Annotated in this window: 17 protein-coding genes and 1 pseudogene; 5 read left to right on the plus strand and 13 right to left on the minus strand. The window is 63.3% G+C overall.

What is annotated here, in order from left to right:
- The 4 genes from ACP691_RS00615 to leuS all read right to left on the minus strand — a co-directional run bounded on the left by ACP691_RS00615 (position 1) and on the right by leuS (position 5713).
- Positions 1–1299 carry a lytic murein transglycosylase gene (locus tag ACP691_RS00615; protein WP_426152460.1) on the minus strand — a complete coding sequence of 433 codons (1299 nt, stop codon included), beginning with the start codon at positions 1297–1299 and terminating at the stop codon, positions 1–3.
- A 67-nt stretch (positions 1300–1366) separates the two neighbouring features.
- Complete coding sequence (holA, locus tag ACP691_RS00620; protein WP_426152462.1) at positions 1367–2404, minus strand: DNA polymerase III subunit delta; 1038 nt, start codon at positions 2402–2404, stop codon at positions 1367–1369.
- A gap of 31 nt (positions 2405–2435) precedes the next feature.
- Entirely contained in the window at positions 2436–3041 is a 606-nt protein-coding gene (lptE, locus tag ACP691_RS00625; RefSeq protein ID WP_426152464.1) for an LPS assembly lipoprotein LptE, read from the minus strand.
- Between the two features lie 65 nt (positions 3042–3106).
- Positions 3107–5713: a leucine--tRNA ligase gene (gene leuS / locus ACP691_RS00630; RefSeq protein ID WP_426152466.1), complete on the minus strand. Its 2607-nt coding sequence runs from the start codon at positions 5711–5713 to the stop codon at positions 3107–3109.
- 253 nt (positions 5714–5966) lie between these two features.
- Here leuS and ACP691_RS00635 point away from each other — a divergent pair, with 253 nt between their 5' ends.
- Positions 5967–6239, plus strand: coding sequence for a hypothetical protein (locus ACP691_RS00635; RefSeq protein WP_426152468.1), 273 nt, complete (start codon positions 5967–5969; stop codon positions 6237–6239).
- Positions 6240–6278: 39 nt separating this feature from the next.
- Complete coding sequence (locus tag ACP691_RS00640) at positions 6279–7040, plus strand: YdcF family protein (protein ID WP_426152470.1); 762 nt, start codon at positions 6279–6281, stop codon at positions 7038–7040.
- Here ACP691_RS00640 and lnt read toward each other — a convergent pair.
- The 4 genes from lnt to ACP691_RS00660 are packed head-to-tail and all read right to left on the minus strand — an operon-like array spanning position 7034 to position 10913.
- Positions 7034–8572, minus strand: coding sequence for an apolipoprotein N-acyltransferase (gene lnt / locus ACP691_RS00645; RefSeq protein ID WP_426152472.1), 1539 nt, complete (start codon positions 8570–8572; stop codon positions 7034–7036). The genes ACP691_RS00640 and lnt overlap by 7 nt on opposite strands.
- A gap of 8 nt (positions 8573–8580) precedes the next feature.
- Entirely contained in the window at positions 8581–9420 is an 840-nt protein-coding gene (locus ACP691_RS00650; RefSeq protein WP_426152474.1) for an HlyC/CorC family transporter, read from the minus strand.
- 34 nt (positions 9421–9454) lie between these two features.
- Complete coding sequence (ybeY, locus tag ACP691_RS00655) at positions 9455–9928, minus strand: rRNA maturation RNase YbeY (RefSeq protein ID WP_426152475.1); 474 nt, start codon at positions 9926–9928, stop codon at positions 9455–9457.
- The gene (locus tag ACP691_RS00660) at positions 9921–10913 is read right to left on the minus strand and encodes a PhoH family protein (protein ID WP_426152477.1); all 993 of its coding nucleotides are present in this window, start codon (positions 10911–10913) and stop codon (positions 9921–9923) included. Before ACP691_RS00660 ends, ybeY begins: the two co-directional genes overlap by 8 nt.
- A 222-nt stretch (positions 10914–11135) precedes the next feature.
- Here ACP691_RS00660 and ACP691_RS00665 point away from each other — a divergent pair, with 222 nt between their 5' ends.
- Positions 11136–11462 (plus strand): DUF1820 family protein, encoded by a 327-nt coding sequence (locus tag ACP691_RS00665; protein WP_040263853.1) that lies wholly within the window; start codon positions 11136–11138, stop codon positions 11460–11462.
- Positions 11463–11485: 23 nt separating this feature from the next.
- On the opposite strand, the gene ACP691_RS00670 is transcribed toward ACP691_RS00665, so the two are convergent.
- The 4 genes from ACP691_RS00670 to ACP691_RS00685 all read right to left on the minus strand — a co-directional run bounded on the left by ACP691_RS00670 (position 11486) and on the right by ACP691_RS00685 (position 14956).
- Complete coding sequence (locus ACP691_RS00670; protein ID WP_426152479.1) at positions 11486–12034, minus strand: tetratricopeptide repeat protein; 549 nt, start codon at positions 12032–12034, stop codon at positions 11486–11488.
- 159 nt (positions 12035–12193) lie between these two features.
- On the minus strand, positions 12194–13474 hold the full coding sequence (gene hemL / locus ACP691_RS00675; protein WP_426152481.1) for a glutamate-1-semialdehyde 2,1-aminomutase: 1281 nt from the start codon (positions 13472–13474) through the stop codon (positions 12194–12196).
- 20 nt (positions 13475–13494) lie between these two features.
- Positions 13495–14118 carry a thiamine phosphate synthase gene (gene thiE, locus ACP691_RS00680; protein WP_426152483.1) on the minus strand — a complete coding sequence of 208 codons (624 nt, stop codon included), beginning with the start codon at positions 14116–14118 and terminating at the stop codon, positions 13495–13497.
- A gap of 40 nt (positions 14119–14158) precedes the next feature.
- Positions 14159–14956 (minus strand): hydroxymethylpyrimidine/phosphomethylpyrimidine kinase, encoded by a 798-nt coding sequence (locus ACP691_RS00685; RefSeq protein WP_426152485.1) that lies wholly within the window; start codon positions 14954–14956, stop codon positions 14159–14161.
- A 238-nt stretch (positions 14957–15194) separates the two neighbouring features.
- On the opposite strand from ACP691_RS00685, the gene ACP691_RS00690 reads away from it, so the two are divergent.
- Together ACP691_RS00690 and ACP691_RS00695 are read left to right on the plus strand one after the other, a co-directional pair.
- On the plus strand, positions 15195–17597 hold the full coding sequence (locus tag ACP691_RS00690) for a hybrid sensor histidine kinase/response regulator (RefSeq protein WP_426152487.1): 2403 nt from the start codon (positions 15195–15197) through the stop codon (positions 17595–17597).
- A 193-nt stretch (positions 17598–17790) separates the two neighbouring features.
- Positions 17791–19437, plus strand: a pseudogene (locus ACP691_RS00695) (acyl-CoA dehydrogenase family protein).
- A gap of 30 nt (positions 19438–19467) precedes the next feature.
- Here the strand turns inward: ACP691_RS00695 and ACP691_RS00700 are convergent.
- On the minus strand, positions 19468–20274 hold the full coding sequence (locus ACP691_RS00700) for an RHS repeat-associated core domain-containing protein (protein ID WP_426152489.1): 807 nt from the start codon (positions 20272–20274) through the stop codon (positions 19468–19470).
- Positions 20275–20339: the final 65 nt, after the last annotated feature.

The raw sequence follows: 20339 nt of genomic DNA on the forward strand, positions 1-20339 counted from the left end.
CTACAAGGCAGGCTGAGCCTGCCGCAGGCTTTCCAACAACTTGTGCGTGGGGTAGCCATCCGCTGGCCAGCCACGGGCCTGCTGGGCCGCGCGGATCGCCTTGCGGGTATTGGCGCCGATGATGCCATCGGCGGCGCCTGCGTCGTAATGGGCGGCGCTGAGCAGCGTTTGCAGCTCGATCCGCTCGGAGCGGCTCAGGGGAAGATCATCCTTGGGCCAGGTGCCAAGGATGTATCCGCCTCCGGAGAAGCGCTGGGCCAACAGGCTTACCCCCAGCGCGTAGGCGGTGGAGTTGTTGTATTTCAGGATGGCTCGGAAGTTGTCGAACACCAGGAAGGCCGGCCCGCGATAACCGGCCGGCAAAAGAAGGTTGGCCTGCAATTGGGCCGCGCCAGCGGGCAAGGTTACACCCGCCGGCAGCCTTACGCCTTGGGCCAGCCATTCGGCGGCCGCTTTGCGCAGGCTGCCGTCGGCTTGTGCATAGTCGAAGCTGGCGGGCAACTGCACTTCCACGCCCCAGGGTTGCCCTGGCTGCCAGCCTGACGCTTGCAGGTATTGGGCTGTGGAGGCCAGGGCATCGCTGGCGCTGTTCCAGATATCGCGGCGGCCATCACCGTCGAAGTCTACGGCATGGGCGTTGTAGGTGGTGGGTATGAACTGTGTCTGCCCCATGGCGCCCGCCCAGGACCCCAGCATGCGCGCGGGCTCGATGTCTCCGTTCTGCAGGATCTGCAGGGCAGCCACCAGCTGCTCCCGGGCAAAGTCGGGGCGACGGCCCTCATAGCCCAGCGTAGCCAGGGAGCGGATGACGGACTTGTCGCCCTGGTAGCGGCCAAAGCTGCTTTCCATGCCCCATACCGCGACGAGGGTCTGCCGATCGACACCGTAGCGTTGCTCGATCTGCTGCAGCACGCTCTGGTACTGAGCCATGAGTGCCTGGCCCTTGTTCACTCGTACAGGAGAAATCGCGCCATCCAGGTATTCCCAGATCGGGCGCGTGAATTCAGGCTGGCTGCGGTCCGCGTCTATGACAGCGGGATCGGGGGTAACGCCGCTGAACGCCTGGTCGAAGATATCGCTACGCACGCCAGCGGCCAATGCATGGGTACGGAAACCAGCCTGCCACTGTTCGAAGCTTTGCGCCGGTTCGGCTGGCGTGTTCATGGCCGTGGCCGCCGCGGGCGTGCCCGGCACTGCATCGGCAGCAGTCGGGGTTTCCGAACAGGCTGCAAGCAGGAGCAGGCTGGAAGCGGCGATGATTCGGCAGGAACGGCGACGGCTGATACGGCGAAAAAACATGCAATTGCCCAGGCACTGGAAAGTAGTGGAAAACCTTACCACGCCAAGGCTGGGGGCCGCCAAGGGGCTATTGCGCGGGAAGCGGGAATCGCTGTCCGGCCATTAGCAGGACCAGGCGGGAAAGCCCTGCCCATACCGAGCCAGGCGCCTGGCCCTTGATCTGTGCATCGAGGTGTTGAGCATCTTGTAACATTTGATTCCAGCGTGCGGCGGAGCAACGTTGCATCGCCTTGCTGACCAACGGACGACGCTTGTCCCAGACCGGCGGCTTCATCTGGCTGAAAACCCTGTCCAGCGGCATGCCCTGACTGAACGCCTGGGCTGCGCTGGCCAGGGTACGCAGTTCCCTGGCCAGCGCCCAGAGGATGACCGGCGGTTCAACGCCCTCGCCACGCAAGCCCTCGAGCATTCTCAACCCATGGCTGGCTTCGCCAAGAAGAATCGCGTCGACCAGCCCAAAAACGTCGAAACGCGCGCTGTCGGCCACGGCCCCCTGGACAGTCTCAAGGGTTACCTGGCCATCTTCGGCGAGCAGCTTGAGCTTTTCGACTTCCTGGGCCGCGGCCAGCAGGTTGCCTTCGACGCGCGCGGCGATGAACTCGACCGCGTCAGGCTGAGCATTCAGGCCTGCCTGGGCCAGGCGCTGGGCGATCCATTGGGGCAACTGGGCAGAATCCACCGGCCATACCTGGATGAACTGGGCATGAGGCGCGTTGATCAGGGCCGATGCCCACTTGCTCTTCTGGGTGCTGCCGTCGAGCTTGGGCAGGCTGACCAGTAGCAGCGTGTCCTCGGCCGGCCGGTTGCAATACTCCAGCAACGCGGCAGCGCCTTTGTCTCCAGGCTTGCCGCCCGGCAGACGCAATTCGAGCAAACGCTTTTCGGCGAACAACGACAGGCTCGCGCCGGCCTGGAGCAACGTACCCCAGTCGAAGTTGTTGTCGGCGTTGAATACCTGGCGCTCGTCGAAGCCCTGGCGGCGGGCCGCGGCGCGAATGGCGTCCGCGGCTTCCTGGCAGAGCAGCGGTTCATCACCGCTGACCAGGTAGATCGGTGCCAGAGGGCCCTGCAGATGCCTGCCCAACTGGGCCGGAGGCAGTTTCACGTGGCAGCGCCCCGGCGGCTGGCCCGACTCTTCACTGGGCGGGGACTTCCAGTGGCGACTGCTGCGGGGTTTGGTCGCGAATGCGCTGTGCTTCTGCCTCGGCGGCTGCTTCGGCCTGAGCCTTGGCGTCAGCCTGGGCCTGACGCTTTTCCAGTTCCGCCGGTGTCAGCTGCGCCAGGCGCAGCATCATGCGCTGGACGAGTTCGCGACGCATCTCGGTCTGCACTCGGCTGGCTTCCTGGTCCGAGCCGGTGAGGTTGTTGTTGTCGTGCACATACACCTTCTGCACGTCCATATGGTCGTCCACCAGCACACGCTGCTGGTCGCCAGTGATGGTGTAATCCACGCGCAGGTTCAGCTGGATCTCGGACGAGCGCGCCGAGCCACTATAGGTGGCATTGCGGTTATCCAGTGTTTCGCTGGTCAGGTTCAAGGCGTAGGGCGCCCCTGACACTACCTTCACACCGCTACGCTCCAGGCTGGCGCGCAGGTCATTGACCGTTTGCCCATAGGCGTCACGGGCCTTCAGGTCCAGTTCCTTGATCGCCATTTCGTTGGTGCCGGTGCCCCGCAGGTGGAATCCGCAGGCGCTCAGCAAGGCGGCAAGGCCCAGGACGAGCAGGTTACGTTTGATCATGCTGTGTTGCTCCTTCAAACCTTAAAGCCGACGATGCCCGAAAGCGAAGGCTCCCGGGGCCGGTATCAGTTGGCGACGATGTTGACCAGCTTGCCGGGTACCACGATGACCTTGCGGATCGTTTGCCCTTCCGTGAATCGCAGTACGTTCTCGTTGGCTCGCGCGGCAGCTTCGATGGCTTCGCGCGTCGCATCGGCCGGCATGTCGATCTGCCCGCGCAGCTTGCCGTTGACCTGGATCACCAGGGTCAGGGTGTCCTGCACCAGCGCGGCTTCGTCGTGGGTTGGCCAGGCTGCGTCGATCACCGCCTGTTCATGGCCCAGCCGCTGCCACAGTTCATGGCAAAGGTGCGGGGTGATAGGGGCGAGCAGCAGGGTGACGGCTTCCAGGCCTTCCTGCAGCAGGGCGCGGTCCTGCGCGTCGGCCTGGGGCGCTTTTTCCAGCACGTTCATCAGGGTCATCACCTGGGCGATGGCCGTGTTGAACTTGTGGTGCTGGCCCACATCCTGGCTGGCCTGCCGGATGGCCAGGTGGATGGCCCGGCGCACGACTTTCTGGCCGTCGTTGAGGCCGCGGGCATCCAGCGCCGCTGGCAGGCCTTGCTGGACGTGAGCCTGTGCCAGGCGCCAGACCCGACGCAGGAAGCGGTTGGCGCCCTCGACACCGGCGTCGGACCACTCGGCGCTCATGTCAGGCGGGGAGGCGAACATCATGAACAGGCGGCAGGTGTCGGCACCGAACTGGTCGATCATGGACTGAGGGTCCACGCCGTTGTTCTTGGACTTGGACATCTTCTCGGTTCCGCCGATCTCCACCGGCAGGCCGTCGCTGCGCAGCCGTGCGCTGATGACCTTGGCCTTGGCATCACGCTCCAGTTCCACGTCGGCCGGGTTGAACCAGGTCTTGCCGCCGTTGGCTTCGGTCCGGTAGTAGGTTTCGGCGATCACCATGCCTTGGGTGAGCAGGTTCTGGAAGGGCTCGTCGGAAGTGACCAGCCCTTCGTCCCGCATCAGCTTGTGGAAGAAGCGCGCGTAGAGCAGGTGCAGGATGGCGTGCTCGATACCGCCGATGTACTGGTCCACCGGCAACCAGTGGTTGGCGGCGGCAGGGTCGACCATGCCCCCTTCGAAGTGAGGGGAAGCGTAGCGGGCGAAGTACCAGGACGACTCGACGAAAGTGTCCATGGTGTCGGTTTCGCGACGGGCAGCCTGACCGCAGCGGGGGCAGGTGCATTCGTAGAATTCCGGCATGCGTGCCAGGGGCGAGCCGGCCCCATCGGGCACCACGTCTTCGGGCAGCACGACCGGCAGCTGGTCCTCCGGTACCGGCACATCACCGCAGGCCTCGCAATGGATGATCGGGATGGGGCAGCCCCAGTAGCGCTGACGGCTGATACCCCAGTCGCGCAGGCGGTATTGCACCCGGGACTGGCCCAGGTTCTTCTTCAGCAGCGCCACTTCGATGGCGTCGAACGCACCTTCGAAATCCAGGCCGTCGAATTCACCGGAGTTGATCAGCCGGCCATGCTCGCCGTAGGCAGACTGCCAGGGCGCCGGGGTGCTGTCGCCCGCGCTGGTACGCACTACCGGCTTGATCGGCAGGCCGTACTTGCTGGCGAACTCGAAGTCCCGCTCGTCGTGGGCAGGCACCGCCATGACAGCCCCATCGCCGTAGTGCATCAGCACATAGTTGGCGACCCAGACCGGAAGCTTTTCACCGGTCAGAGGGTGCTCGACGAACAACGCGGTGGCGCGCCCTTGCTTTTCCTGAGTAGCGACGTCGGCTTCAGCCACGCTGCCGGCCTTGCATTCGGCGATGAACGCCTGCAGTTCCGGATCATCCTGCGCGGCCAGGGCCGCCAGCGGGTGCTCGGCCGCCACCGCGACGTAGGTCGCGCCCATGAGGGTGTCCGGGCGAGTAGTGAAGACCTTGAGCGCGCCCTGCTCGCCAATGGAGGCCTGGTCATAGGGGAAGCGCACTTCCATGCCCTTGGATTTACCGATCCAGTTGCGCTGCATGGTCTTGACCTGCTCTGGCCAACCGGTGAGGTCGTCCAGGCTCTGCAGCAGCTCTTCGGCGTAGGAGGTGATCTTGAAGTAATACATCGGGATTTCCCGCTTCTCGATCACGGCCCCCGAACGCCAGCCGCGGCCGTCGATCACCTGCTCGTTGGCCAGCACGGTCTGGTCCACCGGGTCCCAGTTGACGGTGCCGTTCTTGCGGTAGATCACGCCCTTCTCGAACAGGCGGGTGAACAGCCACTGTTCCCAACGGTAGTAGTCCGGCTTGCAGGTGGTGACCTCCCGGGACCAGTCGATCGCCAGGCCCAGGCTCTTGAGCTGGGATTTCATGTAGGCGATGTTTTCGTAGGTCCACTTGGCAGGGGCGACGTTGTTCTTCATCGCCGCGTTTTCCGCCGGCATGCCGAAGGCGTCCCAGCCCATGGGCTGCAGCACGTTCTTGCCGAGCATGCGCTGGTAGCGGGCGATCACGTCGCCGATGGTGTAGTTGCGCACGTGCCCCATGTGCAGCTTGCCACTGGGGTAGGGAAACATGGAAAGGCAGTAGTAGGTCGGCTTGCCGGGCTCTTCACTGACTTCAAAGGACTTGCGCGCATCCCAGAACGCTTGGGCGGCGGCTTCGATTTCGCGAGGCTGGTAGTGTTCGTGCATGGCTACTTTTTGCTGGGGAAGTGGGTGACCCGGGCCGACGGGCGCAATGGCCAGTGATTCCAGACCCGAGGCTTTGCGGGAAACCCTGGAGCCTACCGGTCTTGATGAACGTCGTAGCATACATGACCCCCGCGTGGGCTGTGAAACCCTGATTGACCGCCCACTCCGTTGGTCGCGGCAGGCGGCCTGCATGGGCGGCAACGCTAAGCTGTCTGGTTGAGGATCGCAGTTTCGTCAGCACAGAGGTGAGCGGATGGTGGAAACACATCTCACAGCCATTGAACCGGAGCTCTATGAACGCTTGATCGACCGCCTGGGCCTGGCCCTGGATGCTGCGCGCACCTCCGTACACCTGCGCAATGAAGTACCGGCCGAACTTGAACTCAAAGGGCTGAGCCGCGCTGAATTCGACTGGCTCAGTGCCTACCTGCATGCAAGCGCCGCCAGTGCGCGGGCTGCTCCGGCCAGGGATGCCGGCGAGCATGGCAAGGTCGTCCGGCTCAAGGACAGACGGCGCCGCGGCTAATACTGTTAGCATCGGCACCTCCAGGAGAGGAGGTGCCAGATGCTTGCCCGCTACATCCTTAAACAGCTGTGCTTCCCGCCCACCGTGTTCCTGCTGTTGCTCCTGCTCGGCTGGCTGCTGCGCCGCCGGGCCCCTCGCGCGGCCATGGGTTGCGCAATCGTCGCTACCCTCGGTTTGATCGTGATGAGCTTGCCGGTGGTGACCGAGCAGGGCGCCCGCCTGCTGGAGCGTGAATCACCGTTGGCGACCAGCAATTGGGGGCAATTGCCTCAGCGGGCCGATGCGATCGTGGTCCTGGGCGCAGGCCGTGAGCGCGGCGATCCTGCCTGGGACGGCCAGGACCAGCCCACCGGCCTGGCTTTGGAGCGGATGCGCTTCGCCGCCGCGCTACACCGGGCGAGCGGGTTGCCACTGTTGGCCTCTGGGGGCCTGCATTATGGCGAACCTCCGAGCGAGGCGGACATCATGGCCGCTGCCCTGGAACATGATTTCCAGGTGCCGGTCCGCTGGCGCGAGTCGCGCAGCCGGACCACCTGGGAAAACGCAGTGTTCACGGCCCAATTGTTGAAAGCCCAGGGTATCGGTCGCGTGGTGGTGGTCACCCAGGCCTGGCATATGCCAAGGGCGCGCTGGAGTTTCGAGCGGGCAGGGCTGGAGGTGGTCTGTGCGCCGGTGGGCTTTCTTGGTCGCGATGCAGGGCGGCCACTGGGCGGCTGGCTGCCCGACGCCAAGGCCTTCTGGCAAAACACCCAGTTGCTCAACGAGGCCGTTGGGCAACTGGGCTACCGCCTGTTCTATTGAGTCGCCCGGGCGCCTTCACGCCGCCGGCCTTGGCGACGTTGCCATAGCGCCCAGCCGAACACCAGCGCGCACAGGCTGATCAGCGGCCAGGAGCGCCAATGCAGGTAGGGAGTAAGTCCGCTCATGGGGACTACTTCCCCATACATCACGCCCACCTCGAAGGACGGCAGACGTTCGGTGATTCGCCCCTCGGGGTCGATGAGCGCGGTCACGCCACTGTTGGTGGCGCGAATCATCCAGCGGCCGGCCTCCAAGGCTCGCATGCGCGCCATCTGCAAGTGTTGCAGAGGGCCGATAGAGGTGCCGAACCAGGTATCGTTGCTGATGGTCAGCAGCAAGTCACTACGGGCAGCCATGCCCGCGGCGAATTCCGGATAGACCACTTCGTAGCAGATGAAGGGAGCGATTTCATATCCCTTCGCCTGCAGCAGGGGCTGGTCTGCCGGCCCTCGCGCGAAGTCCGACATGGGCAGGTCGAAGAAGGCGATAAGCCCGCGCAGGATGTCCTGTAAGGGGACGTATTCGCCAAAGGGCACCAGCTTCTGCTTGAGGTAAGTGCCTTCACCGGCACCGACGGTGGTAATGCCATTGAAGTAGCGCCGCTGTCCCTCGATTTCCTGGCGAATGGGTACGCCCGTGATAAGCGCCGATTGTCGGCTGTTGGCGAAATCGCCGAGCCGGTTCAGGTAGCCGCGGGCGTTATCCAGCAAGACGGGCACCGCGGTTTCAGGCCAGATCACCAGGTCCGTGCGGCGAGCGGCAAGGGTCAGGTCGCGGTAGAGGGCAAGCTGGGCATCGAGCTGTGCCGGGTCCCACTTCAGGCTCTGGGCGATATTGCCCTGCAAGGTTGCGACCGTCAGCGGCGCGCCGGCCGGGGCTGTCCAGGTTTTGTCCTTGAGCAGTCCGGCGCTGACCCAAGGCATGGCCAGCAGTGCGGCCGCGAGGACAAGAGCGTTCCGATCACGGCGCAGACGCGCCAGGTTGCAAAGCGCCGCCGCACTCAGGGCCAGGCTGAAAGAGACAAGCCAGAGGCCGCCCACCGGGGCCAGCCCGGACAATGGCCCGTCGGTCTGGCTGTAACCCATGTACAGCCAGGGAAAACCGGTCAGGAACCAGCCACGGAAGGCTTCCTGGCCCACCCAGAGGGCGGCGAACGCCAAGGTATCGGCCAGGGGAGTCTCGTCGCGGCGCAGCCAGCGGGCCCAGCACCAGGCCGGCAGGGCGAAGAACAGCGCCACGCCGGCGATGAAGCCGAGCATCAACAGCCCGGCCAGCAATGCCGAGGCGCCGCCATAGGTGTGGATACTGACGTAGATCCAGCTGGTGCCCGCGGCGAAGGTGCCGAAACCGTAGCACCAGCCGCGCAGCAGGGCCTGCCGTGGCGCCACCTGGCGCAGACCAAGGTAGAACAAGGCCAGCGATACCAGCGCCAGCGGCCAGTAGTCGAAGGGTGCCAGGGCCAGGGTGGTAAGGGCGCCAGCCGCCATGGCCAGCAGGTGACCGGGCCAGCCGGGGCGGGTGATCCAGCGCATCATCTTCCTTAGCGGTTGATCGGGGTCAGGCGCAGCAAGTGAATGCGTCGGCTGTCAGCGTTGAGGATGCGGAAGCGATACTCGCCTATTTCGGTGGTTTCGTTGCGCTTGGGCAGATGCCCGAATGCACTCATCACCAGCCCGCCAATGGTATCGAACTCGTCATCGGAAAATTCGCTGTCGAAGAACTCGTTGAAGTTCTCGATGGGCGTCAGCGCCTTGACGAGGAAGTCTCCGCTGGGAAGCGGCTTGATGTAGCTGTCTTCCTCGACGTCGTGCTCGTCCTCGATATCGCCAACGATCTGTTCCAGTACATCCTCGATAGTCACCAGGCCCGCCACGCCGCCGTATTCATCGATCACGATGGCCATGTGGTTGTGGTTGGCGCGGAACTCGCGCAGCAGCACATTCAGGCGCTTGGACTCCGGTACGAAGGTAGCCGGGCGCAGCAGGTCCTTGATATTGAACCCATCGGTGTTGCCCTGGAGAATCAGCGGCAGCAGATCCTTGGCCAAGAGCACGCCCAGGACCTCGTCATGGTTTTCTCCCATCACCGGGTAGCGGGAGTGGGCCGCGTCTATCACCGAAGGCAGGAAGTCCCGCGGGCTTTGGGTGGCCTTGATGGTGATCATCTGGGAGCGAGGGACCATGATGTCCCTGACTTGCAGGTCGGCGACCTGGATGGCGCCTTCAACGATGCTCAGCGCTTCGCTGTCCAGCAGCTTGTTGCTGTGCGCCTCGCGCAGCAGCTCGAGCAGCTCCTGGCGGTTTTTCGGCTCATGGACAAAAGCCTGGGTGATTTTTTCCAGCCAGGACTTTTGCCCGTTGCTCGATCGATCTTCGCTCATGGCGTTGTTACTCGTGTTCCTTGGATGCAGCAGCTTATGGGGTAGGCAATGCAGTGACGTTTTCCGCGTACGGATCAGGAAAGCCCAGTTCAGCAAGCAACTCTCGTTCCAGGCCTTCCATCTCTTCGGCTTCTTCATCCTCGAGATGGTCATAACCGAGCAGGTGCAGGCAGCCATGGATGACCATGTGGGCCCAATGGGCTTCGGCCGTCTTGCCTTGCTCCTGGGCTTCACGCTCGACCACCGCCGCGCAGATGACCAGGTCGCCCAGCAAGGGGATATCCAGCATGTCATCGGGCACGTCGGCCGGAAAAGAAAGCACGTTCGTAGGGTAGTCCCGTTGCCGGTAGGTCCGGTTCAGGTCCTGTCCCTCCGCTTCGTCAACGATACGGATCGTGAGTTCCGAATCACCACTGCGTTGACGCAAGGCCAGTTCGCACCATTGGCGAAACCGGGCCTCGCTGGGCGTGGGCTGTGAACTGGCCTGTTGCAGGTCGAGCTCAACCATTGTGGCTGGTGTCCCGCGGCTTGTTTTCGTCGAAACGCTCATAGGCTTCGACAATCCGCTGCACCAGGGGATGGCGAACCACGTCCTTGGGCTTGAAGTGAGTGAAGCTGATGCCAGGGACGTCCTTGAGCACGTCCATGACGTGGGCCAAGCCGGAACGGGTGCCCTTGGGCAGGTCCACCTGAGTGATGTCACCGGTGATCACCGCCGTGGAGCCGAAACCGATGCGGGTCAGGAACATCTTCATCTGCTCGGTGGTGGTGTTCTGGCTTTCATCGAGGATGATGAAGCTGTTGTTCAGCGTGCGACCCCGCATGTACGCCAGGGGCGCGATCTCGATCACCTGGCGCTCGATCAGCTTGGCCACGTGCTCGAAGCCAAGCATTTCGTAGAGCGCGTCGTAGAGCGGGCGCAAATAAGGGTCGATCTTCTGTGCCAGGTCGCCTGGAAGGAAACCGAGCTTCTCACCGGCTTCCACGGCCGGGCGCACCAGCAGGATGCGGCGCACCTGCTCGCGCTCCAGCGCGTCCACCGCGCAGGCGACAGCCAGGTATGTCTTGCCTGTGCCCGCCGGGCCTATGCCGAAGTTGATGTCGTTGGCCAGGATGGCCTTGACGTAGCGCTGCTGGTTGAGGCCACGCGGGCTGATCATGCCCTTTCGGGTACGCAGCGATACGGCCACCTCGTTGCTGGCCGGGTCGTTGAGGGCCTCGACGGCCGACTCCTGCAGGAACAGGTGCACCAGGTCCGGCGACAGTTCGGTGGCCTTGGTTTCCCGATACAGGCGGCGCAGGATCAGCTCGGCGGAATGCATGGGGCCAGATTCGCCGATGAGCTCGAACTGGTTGCCGCGGTTGCGGATTTCCACATCCAGGCGTTGTTCTATCAGGCGCAAATGCTCGTCGAATTGCCCGCACAGATTGGCGAAGCGGCGAGCTTCGAAGGGCTCCAGGGTGAAACGATGGGGTTCTATGGGTGCGTTCAAGGTCGTTTTATGGCCGCTCTACGGCTGGATTGGGTGAACCAAGGATAACCCCAGAACCGGCCGTGGTGAAAGCGCAACGCCGCGCGGTGAAAGCGGACATGGCGCGGCTGCCCTTGGGGGGCTGGAGTATAGGGCATGACCACGGGAAGATCCTGGAGTAGCGTAGAGAAGGCCATGCTATGATCGGCGCCCTTTTCCCTATCCGATCATTCCCCGCCTACGATGACCAAGCGCGACGCACCCATCTTCAAAGTGATTTTCCTTAATCAGGGCCAGGTCTTCGAGATGTATGCCAAGCATATCTACCAGAGTGAGCTCTGGGGTTTCCTCGAGGTCGAGGAATTCGTGTTCGGCGAGCGTACCCAGATGATCGTCGACCCGGGCGAGGAAAAGCTCAAGACGCAGTTCGACGGGGTGATCCGAAGCTTCGTACCGGTGCATTCGATCATTCGCATCGATGAGGTGGAGCGCCTGGGCACAGCGAAGATTTCCGAGGCCGCGGGAACCGGCAACGTCATGCCGTTTCCGATGCCGATCCCAGGCAAGTAGCCACGCGCGAGGAGGCGGGGCGCTCAAGGCAAGGGCGAGAAAGGCGTGCGCCCGTCCGCGGTCTGTAGTTCCAGCAGGTATTTGCGGAAGATCTGGCCCAGCACCAGCGTGGCTCTGTCCAGGTCTTCCTTGCTCATGCTGGCCGATACCTCGTCCGCGGAATCCAGTGCATCCTCAGCGCCGTTTACCGCGGCCATCTTGAGCACGATGTAGGCCTGGACATTGTTGGCCGGCACGCCTTCGCCTCGGTAGAACATCAGCCCAAGATGATACTGGGCGTCGGCGTGGCCCTTGAGCGAGGCTTGCTCGAAGTAGTTCAGCGCCTGGTTCAGGTCGCGCTCGGTCTGCTTGCCTTCATAGTAGAACCGCCCCAATTCGTATTGCGCCTGTGCATCCCCTCCCGAAGCGGCCTGCTGGCAGGCGGCAAGGGCTTGGGGCAAGTCGGCCGGCGCGCTGTCCAGGCTGCAGCGGCTGAGTGCGGGCACCAGCAACGAGTTACCGTCCGCCGCGGCCAGCAAGGGTTCGAGAAGCAGCAGGCAGCCCAAGGCCAGGGCGCGGCCGGTGCGGTTCATGGGGATCGATTTACCTCTGAGCGGGTGGGCTTGGCCACCCTCGGGATAACAATGCGCACATTATGAAATAAGCCGATGACACCTTACAAAGTCTTTACTCGGATTTTTCCCATGGACAGGGAGCGGCCCATGTCATCGATATGACACAGGCCGCGCGGGTTACAGCTGGGCGAAGGCGCGTTCGGCCGCATCCAGGGTGATCTTCAGTTCCGCTTCGCCATGGGCGATGGAGGTGAAGCCTGCTTCGTACGCGCTTGGCGCCAGGTAAACGCCGCCGTCCAGCATCAGATGGAAGAAGCGCTTGAATCGTTCCGCGTCACTGTCCATCACGTCCTGGAAGGTAACGATATCGTCGGCGCCGCTGAAATAGAGGCCGAACATGCCGCCGGCCTGGGTAGTCACGAAGGGAATCTGCGCTGCATCGGCGCGCTGCTGCAGACCGTCGAGCAGGCTGCTGGTGTAGGCGGTGAGCTCGTCATGGAAGCCAGGCCGGCTGATCAGCTCGAGGGTGGTGAGCCCGGCGGCCATGGCCAGCGGGTTGCCCGAAAGGGTGCCTGCCTGGTACACCGGGCCCAGCGGCGCGATATGGGACATGATTTCCCGTTTGCCACCGAAGCAGCCCACCGGCATGCCGCCGCCGATGATCTTGCCGAAGGTGGACAGGTCCGGGGTTACGCCATAGAACGCCTGGGCGCCGCCCAGGGCCACCCGGAAGCCGGTCATGACTTCGTCGAAGATCAGCACCACGCCATGCCGGTTGCACAGTTCGCGCAGCCCTGCCAGGAAGCCGGGCGCGGGGGGCACACAGTTCATGTTGCCCGCCACGGGCTCCACGATGATGCAGGCCACTTCGTCGCCCACCTCGGCCAGGGTGCGCTCCACCTCCTCCAGGTCGTTGAACGGCAGGGTAAGGGTATGCCGGGCGAAGGCCGCGGGCACCCCGGGGGAACTTGGAACGCCCAGGGTAAGGGCGCCGCTGCCTGCCTTGACCAGCAGGCTGTCGGAGTGCCCGTGGTAGCAACCTTCGAACTTGATGATGCTGTCGCGCCGGGTATAGCCGCGAGCCAGGCGGATCGCACTCATGGTGGCCTCGGTACCCGAGCTGACCATGCGCACCATTTCCATGGAGGGCACCAGGGCGCAGACACGCTCGGCCATGCGGGTTTCCATTTCCGTGGGCGCGCCATAGGACAAGCCATGTTCCAGCTGCTCGCGCACAGCCTGAAGCACCGCCGGATGGCTATGGCCGAGGATCATCGGGCCCCAGGAGCCAACGTAGTCCACATAGCGCTTGTCATCCTCGTCGGTGACATAGGCCCCCGCGGCATGCTTGAAGAAGATTGGCGTGCCGCCCACGCTCTTGAAGGCGCGCACGGGTGAGTTGACCCCCCCGGGAATGTGTTTCTGGGCAGCGGCGAAGAGGTTTTCAGAGCGGGACATGGGCGTTCTCTCAATCGGGTTCAGGTGCGCAGCAACGCATTGAAGGCTAGGGCGCGGCGGGTAACTTCCGAGGCGCTGTCGGCGGCGAACAGGGCATGTACCACGGCCAGCAGGTCCGCGCCTCGCTCTACCAGGTCAGGCGCGTTCTCCAGGGTTACGCCGCCAATGGCGCAAATGGGCAGGCGCAACTGGCGACGAGCCTCGCTGAGCAGCTCGAGGCTGGCCGAGGGCGCACCAGGTTTGGTGTGGGAATTATAGAAACGGCCGAACGCTACGTAGCTGGCGCCTTCATTGGCTGCCTGATCAGCCAGTTCAAGGCTGGCATGGCAAGTGGCGCCAATGATCGCTCGGGGGCCCAGTAGGCTGCGAGCCGCGGTGAGCGGGCCGTCGGTTTGCCCCAGGTGAACACCCACGCCAATGCGAGCCGCCAGCTCGGCGTCATCGTTGATGATCAGCCGGGTATCGTAGCTTTCGCACAGCCGCTTCAATGCCTGCGCTTCACGCAGGCGGCGGGTATCGTCCTGGCCTTTGTCGCGGTACTGGAGCAGCGTAACTCCGCCATCCAGGGCCGCCTTCACATAGTCAAGGAAGTGTCCGGCGAGCAGCGGCTGATCGGTAATGGCATACAGCCCGCGTAGGGTCATGGCGTCCTCATGCGCCGGGCGGCGCTCCCGTGGTGAAGGGTCAGTTGCAGAAGTCCAGGGGCAGGCGCCGGGGCACGTACTGGCCTTGCCCTAGCCGCTCGGCGTCGCGCAGGGTGCGCCAGGTGTAGTCCAACGCTGACTGCACGGCGCCAGGAAGCCGTTCGCCCAAAGCCAGGCGGCCGGCCAGAGCGCTGGCCAGCGTACAGCCAGAGCCATGGTAGCTTCCAGGCAGGCGCTGGCAAGTGCGGGTGTCGCGCCGCCCGTCACGGCCATAGAGGCGATTGTGGATATCCTGCTCATCGCCATGGCCGCCGGTGATCAGCACGTTGGCGCAGTGCTCCAGCAGCCGGGCCGCGCATTGGTCGGCGCTTCCTTCAGGCAATTCGGCCAGAATGCGTGCCTCCGGCAGGTTGGGGGTGGCCACGGTGGCCAGAGGCAGCAGTTTTTCACGAATCGCGTAGCCGACTTCATCCTTGCCCAGGCGACCACCGCCTCCGGCGCGCAGCACAGGGTCGCAGACCACCGGCACGCCCGGGTTCTGCTGAATCACCTCGACCACGGTGTCGACCATCTCCAGCGAGCCGAGCATGCCCAGCTTGATCGCGGCGATGGGGGAATCCGCCATCACTGCCTGGGCCTGGGCCAATACCCAGGCACGGTCCAGTACACGGAAGTCGGTCACGTCCACCGTATTCTGTACCGTGAGCGCGGTGATCGCCGGCGCGGCGTGACAACCTTGGGCGAGCAGGGCTTCGATGTCGGCTTGCAGGCCGGCACCGCCGCTCGGGTCATGGCCGGAGAGGCAAAGAACGACAGGGCGGGAGGCATAGGTATTCATGGGGGCGAGCTTACCATCAAACTCATCGTCGAGCGCGGCGCCCGGGGGTGAAAATCGCCGAACGAACGCGCGCCATGCAGCGGCCGCAGAGCGCTCGTCGGCTACCTTTGTCTAGAGGGTGCAGAGGCTCGTGGCTATGGTAGGATGCGGCGAAATTGATAACAGGTTGCCAGCACGTCGACTCAAAGGGAAATGGGGAGGCTTCCCGATGCTGCGTGGCAATCTTCACCGGGGCTGTATGCGCTACCTTTTCCTTCTGATGTTGTGCTGGCTGCCCTGTGTGGCGACCGCGCTCGATTTCGACGACAGCACCCGCAACCTGCCCCTGGGGCGGGCCCTGATGTACTACGAAGACAAGTCCGGCGGCGCTACCCTGGAACAGGCGCTTGGCCAGTCGTTCAGCCCCCATGACGCAGAGGTCTTGAATGCGGGCTATTCAAGCTCGGCTTTCTGGCTGAAGGTCCCGCTGCGTTACCTGCCGCGCCATGATGATAATGGCGCGCGCACCTGGCTTCTCGAGCTGGCCTACCCGCCCATGGACCACGTGGACCTGTACCTGCAGGATCCCCAGGGCCAGTGGCAACTGCAGGCACGTACGGGCGACGAATTGCCCTGGTCCAGCCGACCCATCCGCCAGAACAACTTTGTGTTCAACCTGCCCTTCAAACCGGGGGAGGCACGTACCGTATTGCTGCGGGTGCAGAGCGAGGGTTCGGTGCAGGTGCCGCTTTCGCTATGGTCGGCCGAGGCCTTCCTGGAGGCGCAGCCGGAGCGCTTCTACGTGTTCGGGCTGATCTACGGCGTGCTGTTGGTGATGCTGGTCTACAACCTGTTCATCTACCTGAGCGTGCGCGACCCCAGTTACCTCTACTACATCCTCTATATCGCTTCGTTCGGCATGTACCAGGTGTCTGTCAACGGGGCCGGCATTCAGTTCTTCTGGCCCGACAACCCCTGGTGGGCCAACGCCGCCACACCATTCTTCATTGGCGCCGCCGCGTTCTTTGGCTGCCAGTTCGCCCGCGCTTTCCTGCGCACCGCACAGCACGGCAAATGGCTGGACCGCCTGCTCAAGCTGCTGATGGGCATCGGCGGGTTGGTCATGGCGATTTCCCTGATGGCCAGCTACGGGCTTGCGTTAAGACTGGCCACGGCCTTGGCCCTGGTCTTCACGGTAGTGATCTTCAGCGCCGGAATCATTGCCTGGTTCAAGGGCCAGCGCCAGGCCCGCTATTTCATGATCGCCTGGTCGGCATTCCTTCTGGGCGGGATCGTCAATACCCTGATGGTGCTGGGGTTGCTGCCGAACATGTTCTTGACCATGTACGCCAGCCAGCTTGGTTCGGCGCTGGAGGTGGCCTTGCTGTCCCTGGCCCTGGCGGACCGCATCAACGTGATGCGTGATCAGCAGGCCAAGGTGTTGTTCGACGCGGGGCAGAAGCTGGAAGCCCTCAATCAGCGGCTGTCCGAGAGCAACCGGTTGAAGGACGAGTTCCTCGCTACCGTCACTCATGAGCTGCGCACGCCCATGAATGGGGTGATCGGCTCCCTGGAGCTGATGCAGACCCTGGACCTGGACAGCGAGCTGGCGACCTACCAGCAAACTGCGTCCCGTTCGGCGCGGGACATGATGCGCATGGTCGATGACATCCTCATTCTCACCGAACTGCAGGCTGGCCGCCTGGCGCCCCGTTCCGAGCCCTTCCGCTTGCGGGTGCTGCTCGAAAGCCTGCAGATGCAGTTCATAGGGCAGGCCGCGGAAAAAGGCCTGGCCTTGCGGATGGAGGTCATACCTGGCGTGCCGGAAAGCCTGCGTGGGGACTTGAAGAAAATGGCCCTGTGCCTGGGCTGCCTGCTGGACAACGCGATCAAGTTCACCCGCGAGGGCAGCGTGACCCTGGTGGTAGAGGCCATCGAACATCAATACACCGAGGTACGCCTGGTATTTCGGGTGATCGATACAGGCATCGGGTTCAGCCTGAGCAGTGATTCGCTGTACCAGCAGTTCTATCAGGTAGATGGCTCCACTACCCGCGAGCACGGTGGGCTGGGAATCGGCCTGGCCATCTGTCGCCAACTGGCGACCTTGATCGGTGGCACCTTGAGTCATCAATCGACGCCGGGGCAGGGCAGCTGTTTCGAACTTGCCCTTGACCTGGGCGTGGATGAGGCCGCTTCCGAGCCTGCGCGGCCCCGTCCCGGCTATTCGGCCCTCAAGCGTCGCCCCAATGAATGCGTGCTGATACTGATCGACAATGATCGCGTGGAGCACCTGGTGTTGCGTGGAATGTTGCTGCGCCTTGGCTATCAGGTGCACAGCGTAGCCCACGAGCAGGCCGCCCTGGCGATGCTGGACGCAACACCTGTGGCCGCCCTGCTGCTCGAAAGCACAGGCCCGCTGGAAGCGCTGCTGGAACAGGTGCAGCGTCTGCGCGAAAGTGTTCAGGGCGCGGCCCCAACCTTGTTGGCATTGATGGACGCAGCGCCGGGAAGCGAACGGCAACGCTGCATGAAGGCCGGACTCACCGCGGTCATGCCTCGTCCGTTGCGTTTCGAGGGGGTGCAGGCCGTGCTCGAGGAAGCGCTGCTCAGTCATCGGCCCGCGCCAGCAGCCATGGCCATGGCCGATGGTGCTTTGTAAGAGGTCGATCAGCGTGTAGAGGGGATAGGCTCGGCATCTCCCGTAGCAGCCGCGCCGGGCCACGCTAGCTTGCGCGCGACAGGGCTCAACACTCTCACTACGCCCGGTCGCCACCGAGGCGGGCTGCTACAGGCAGATCCATGGGCGGCGATACATGCTTCAATCAATAGGTCCATGCTGCCGGGAACCTGTCATGAACTTGCACGCCTTCGCCGAAACCCATGAGGTCACCAATCAGCCACCCAGCCTGGACGGCGTCAACCTGTATCGCCTGGACAGGCCTTTGCAGGAGTGGGCCCATCGTTTCGGCGCGGGCTGGGCCGAGGCGCGCATGGACGCCTATGGCGCGCTCGCTGGCGGCCCGCTGATGGCTGCCGGGTTCCTTGCCAACGAGCATGGGCCGGTGTTCCACAGCCATGACCGTTACGGCAACAGGCTGGACATGGTCGAATTCCATCCGGCCTATCATCAGCTCATGGCAACCGCGACCGAGCATGGCCTGCCTTCATTGCCCTGGCGTGAGCCCCGGTCCGGCGCCCATGTGGCCCGAGCGGCCCTGACCTACCTGCATTTCCAGGCCGAGGCCGGAAGTGGCTGCCCGCTGACCATGACGTTCGCCAGCGTGCCCGCGTTGCGCCTGCAGCCGGACCTGGCCGAGCGCTGGCTGCCCAAGGTACTTGCCACTCAATATGACCCGCGCAACCTGGAGGTGAGCCAGAAGGCCGGAGCGACCATTGGCATGGCCATGACGGAGAAACAGGGCGGTACGGACGTACGCGCCAATGCCACCCGCGCCTTTGCCGCCGGCCAGCCTGGACCTGGACAGGCCTACGAGCTGCTGGGCCACAAGTGGTTCTGCTCGGCACCCATGTGCGACGCCTTCCTGACCCTGGCCTATACCGATGAAGGGCTCAGTTGTTTCCTGCTGCCGCGCCATCGGCCAGATGGTAGCCGCAATGCCTTCTATATCCAGCGCTTGAAGAACAAGCTGGGCAACCGTTCCAATGCCTAGAGCGAGGTGGAGTACCGCGGCGCGCTGGCCTGGATGGTAGGCGAGCCGGGGCGAGGTGTGCCGACCATCCTGGAAATGGTCGCCCTGACCCGCTTCGATTGCATGGTTGGCTCCAGCGCGCTGATGCGTCAGGCCCTGACCCAGGCGCTCCACCATTGTGCCTACCGCCAGGTGGGCGGACGAGCGCTGACCGAGCAGCCTTTGATGCAGAATGTACTGGCCGATCTGGCACTGGAAAGCGAGGCTGCCCTGGCTCTGAGCCTACGCATGGGGCAGGCCCTGGACCAACTGACGGACCCTGTTCAGGCGCGTTTCGCACGGCTGGTGACTGCGGTAGGCAAGTACTGGATCTGCAAGCGAGCCCCGGCGATGATCAACGAAGCCGCCGAATGCCTGGGCGGCGCCGGCTATGTGGAAGACAGCATCCTGCCTCGGCTGTACCGCGAGGCGCCGGTCAATTCCACTTGGGAAGGTTCGGGCAATGTGCAGTGCCTGGATGTCCTGAGGGCACTGTCCAGGGAGCCGGGCGTGCTCGACGCGTTTTTCGCCGAGCTTGGCGACGGCCACGGCGATCACCGTCTGGCCGCCGCCATCGAGCGTTTGCACCGGGAACTGAAAGACACGACCGAAATGCCCTATCGGGCGAGGCAGCTTACCGAAGAGATCGCGCTGACGCTTCAGGCCAAGTTGTTGCTCGAAGCAGGTAACAGCGACGTCAGCGACGGCTTTATCGCCAGCCGTCTCGGACACAGGGCCGGTGCATATGGAGCGCTGCCACGAGGGGTGGCGGTGGAGGCTTTGCTAAGGCGATCCGCCCCGGACCTTTAAGGCGTGGATAAGCCCTCCACCAGTTGAGCGCTAGCGGCGTGGGAAGTCTGGCTCTACCCATTTCTTGAGCTGCACGCGCATACCTTTGGAAGAGAGCACCTCGGCCGGATAGTACAAAGACTCAAATGGGGGACGGTAGTGCCCAGACTGGTTGAATAGCCGGATCAAAGCCTTGTCTTTTCTTCGCAGCTCCCCGGCCGCGATAACTTCCGCGTCATTGCGGATCTGCTCAGCCAGAACCGCATGGGTAGGGGTGTGATGCCGCCAATCCCAACGACTGGCTCGGATTTCGCCCTCTGCCGACATTACAAAAATATAGTCTTTGCCTCGCTTGAGTTGTCGCAATGCAGTTTCGTCATTCAAGGGAAAGCTTCGGTTGAAATAGACGCTATCGCGGTAGCGAGTCAATTCATCACCCAGATGGATTTCCTGGTCATTATCCAGAATGGTTGCGCTGCTCAACCTTCGAGCTTTGCCAGGTGCGTACAAATTCTTCGGTGCCTTGGTTCTGAACGGTCGGCCTAGAACGTGGCGAAGCCGAGACAGGATGGATGCCATACCGGTAACATCTTGTCGGTTGACCGGGTCGCCTAGGCAGTAGGCATAGCTGTTGATTCCCCCTTGGCGAAACGGACTCAGCGTATCCGATTGGCAGAATCTGCTCAATGAAGCGCTATAGGCACGTCGTCCGTTTCCCGGTGTATACAGCAGATCGGGACCTTCCAGGCGTAGCCCCGTGAAATAGGCGTAAGCGAAAACGCTAGGGTAGCCATAGCATCCAAGTCCGCGGCTGGTTCCCGCGTTGTCAGCCCGCACAAAAGTAGTGGATTTCTTCATGACGATGCTTGCTCCCGACCACAAAACATGAGGTCACAACTATCGCCTTTAAATCGTTGAGGACA

Source organism: Pseudomonas sp. DC3200b2, assembly GCF_049895785.1.
GTDB lineage: Bacteria > Pseudomonadota > Gammaproteobacteria > Pseudomonadales > Pseudomonadaceae > Aquipseudomonas > Aquipseudomonas massiliensis.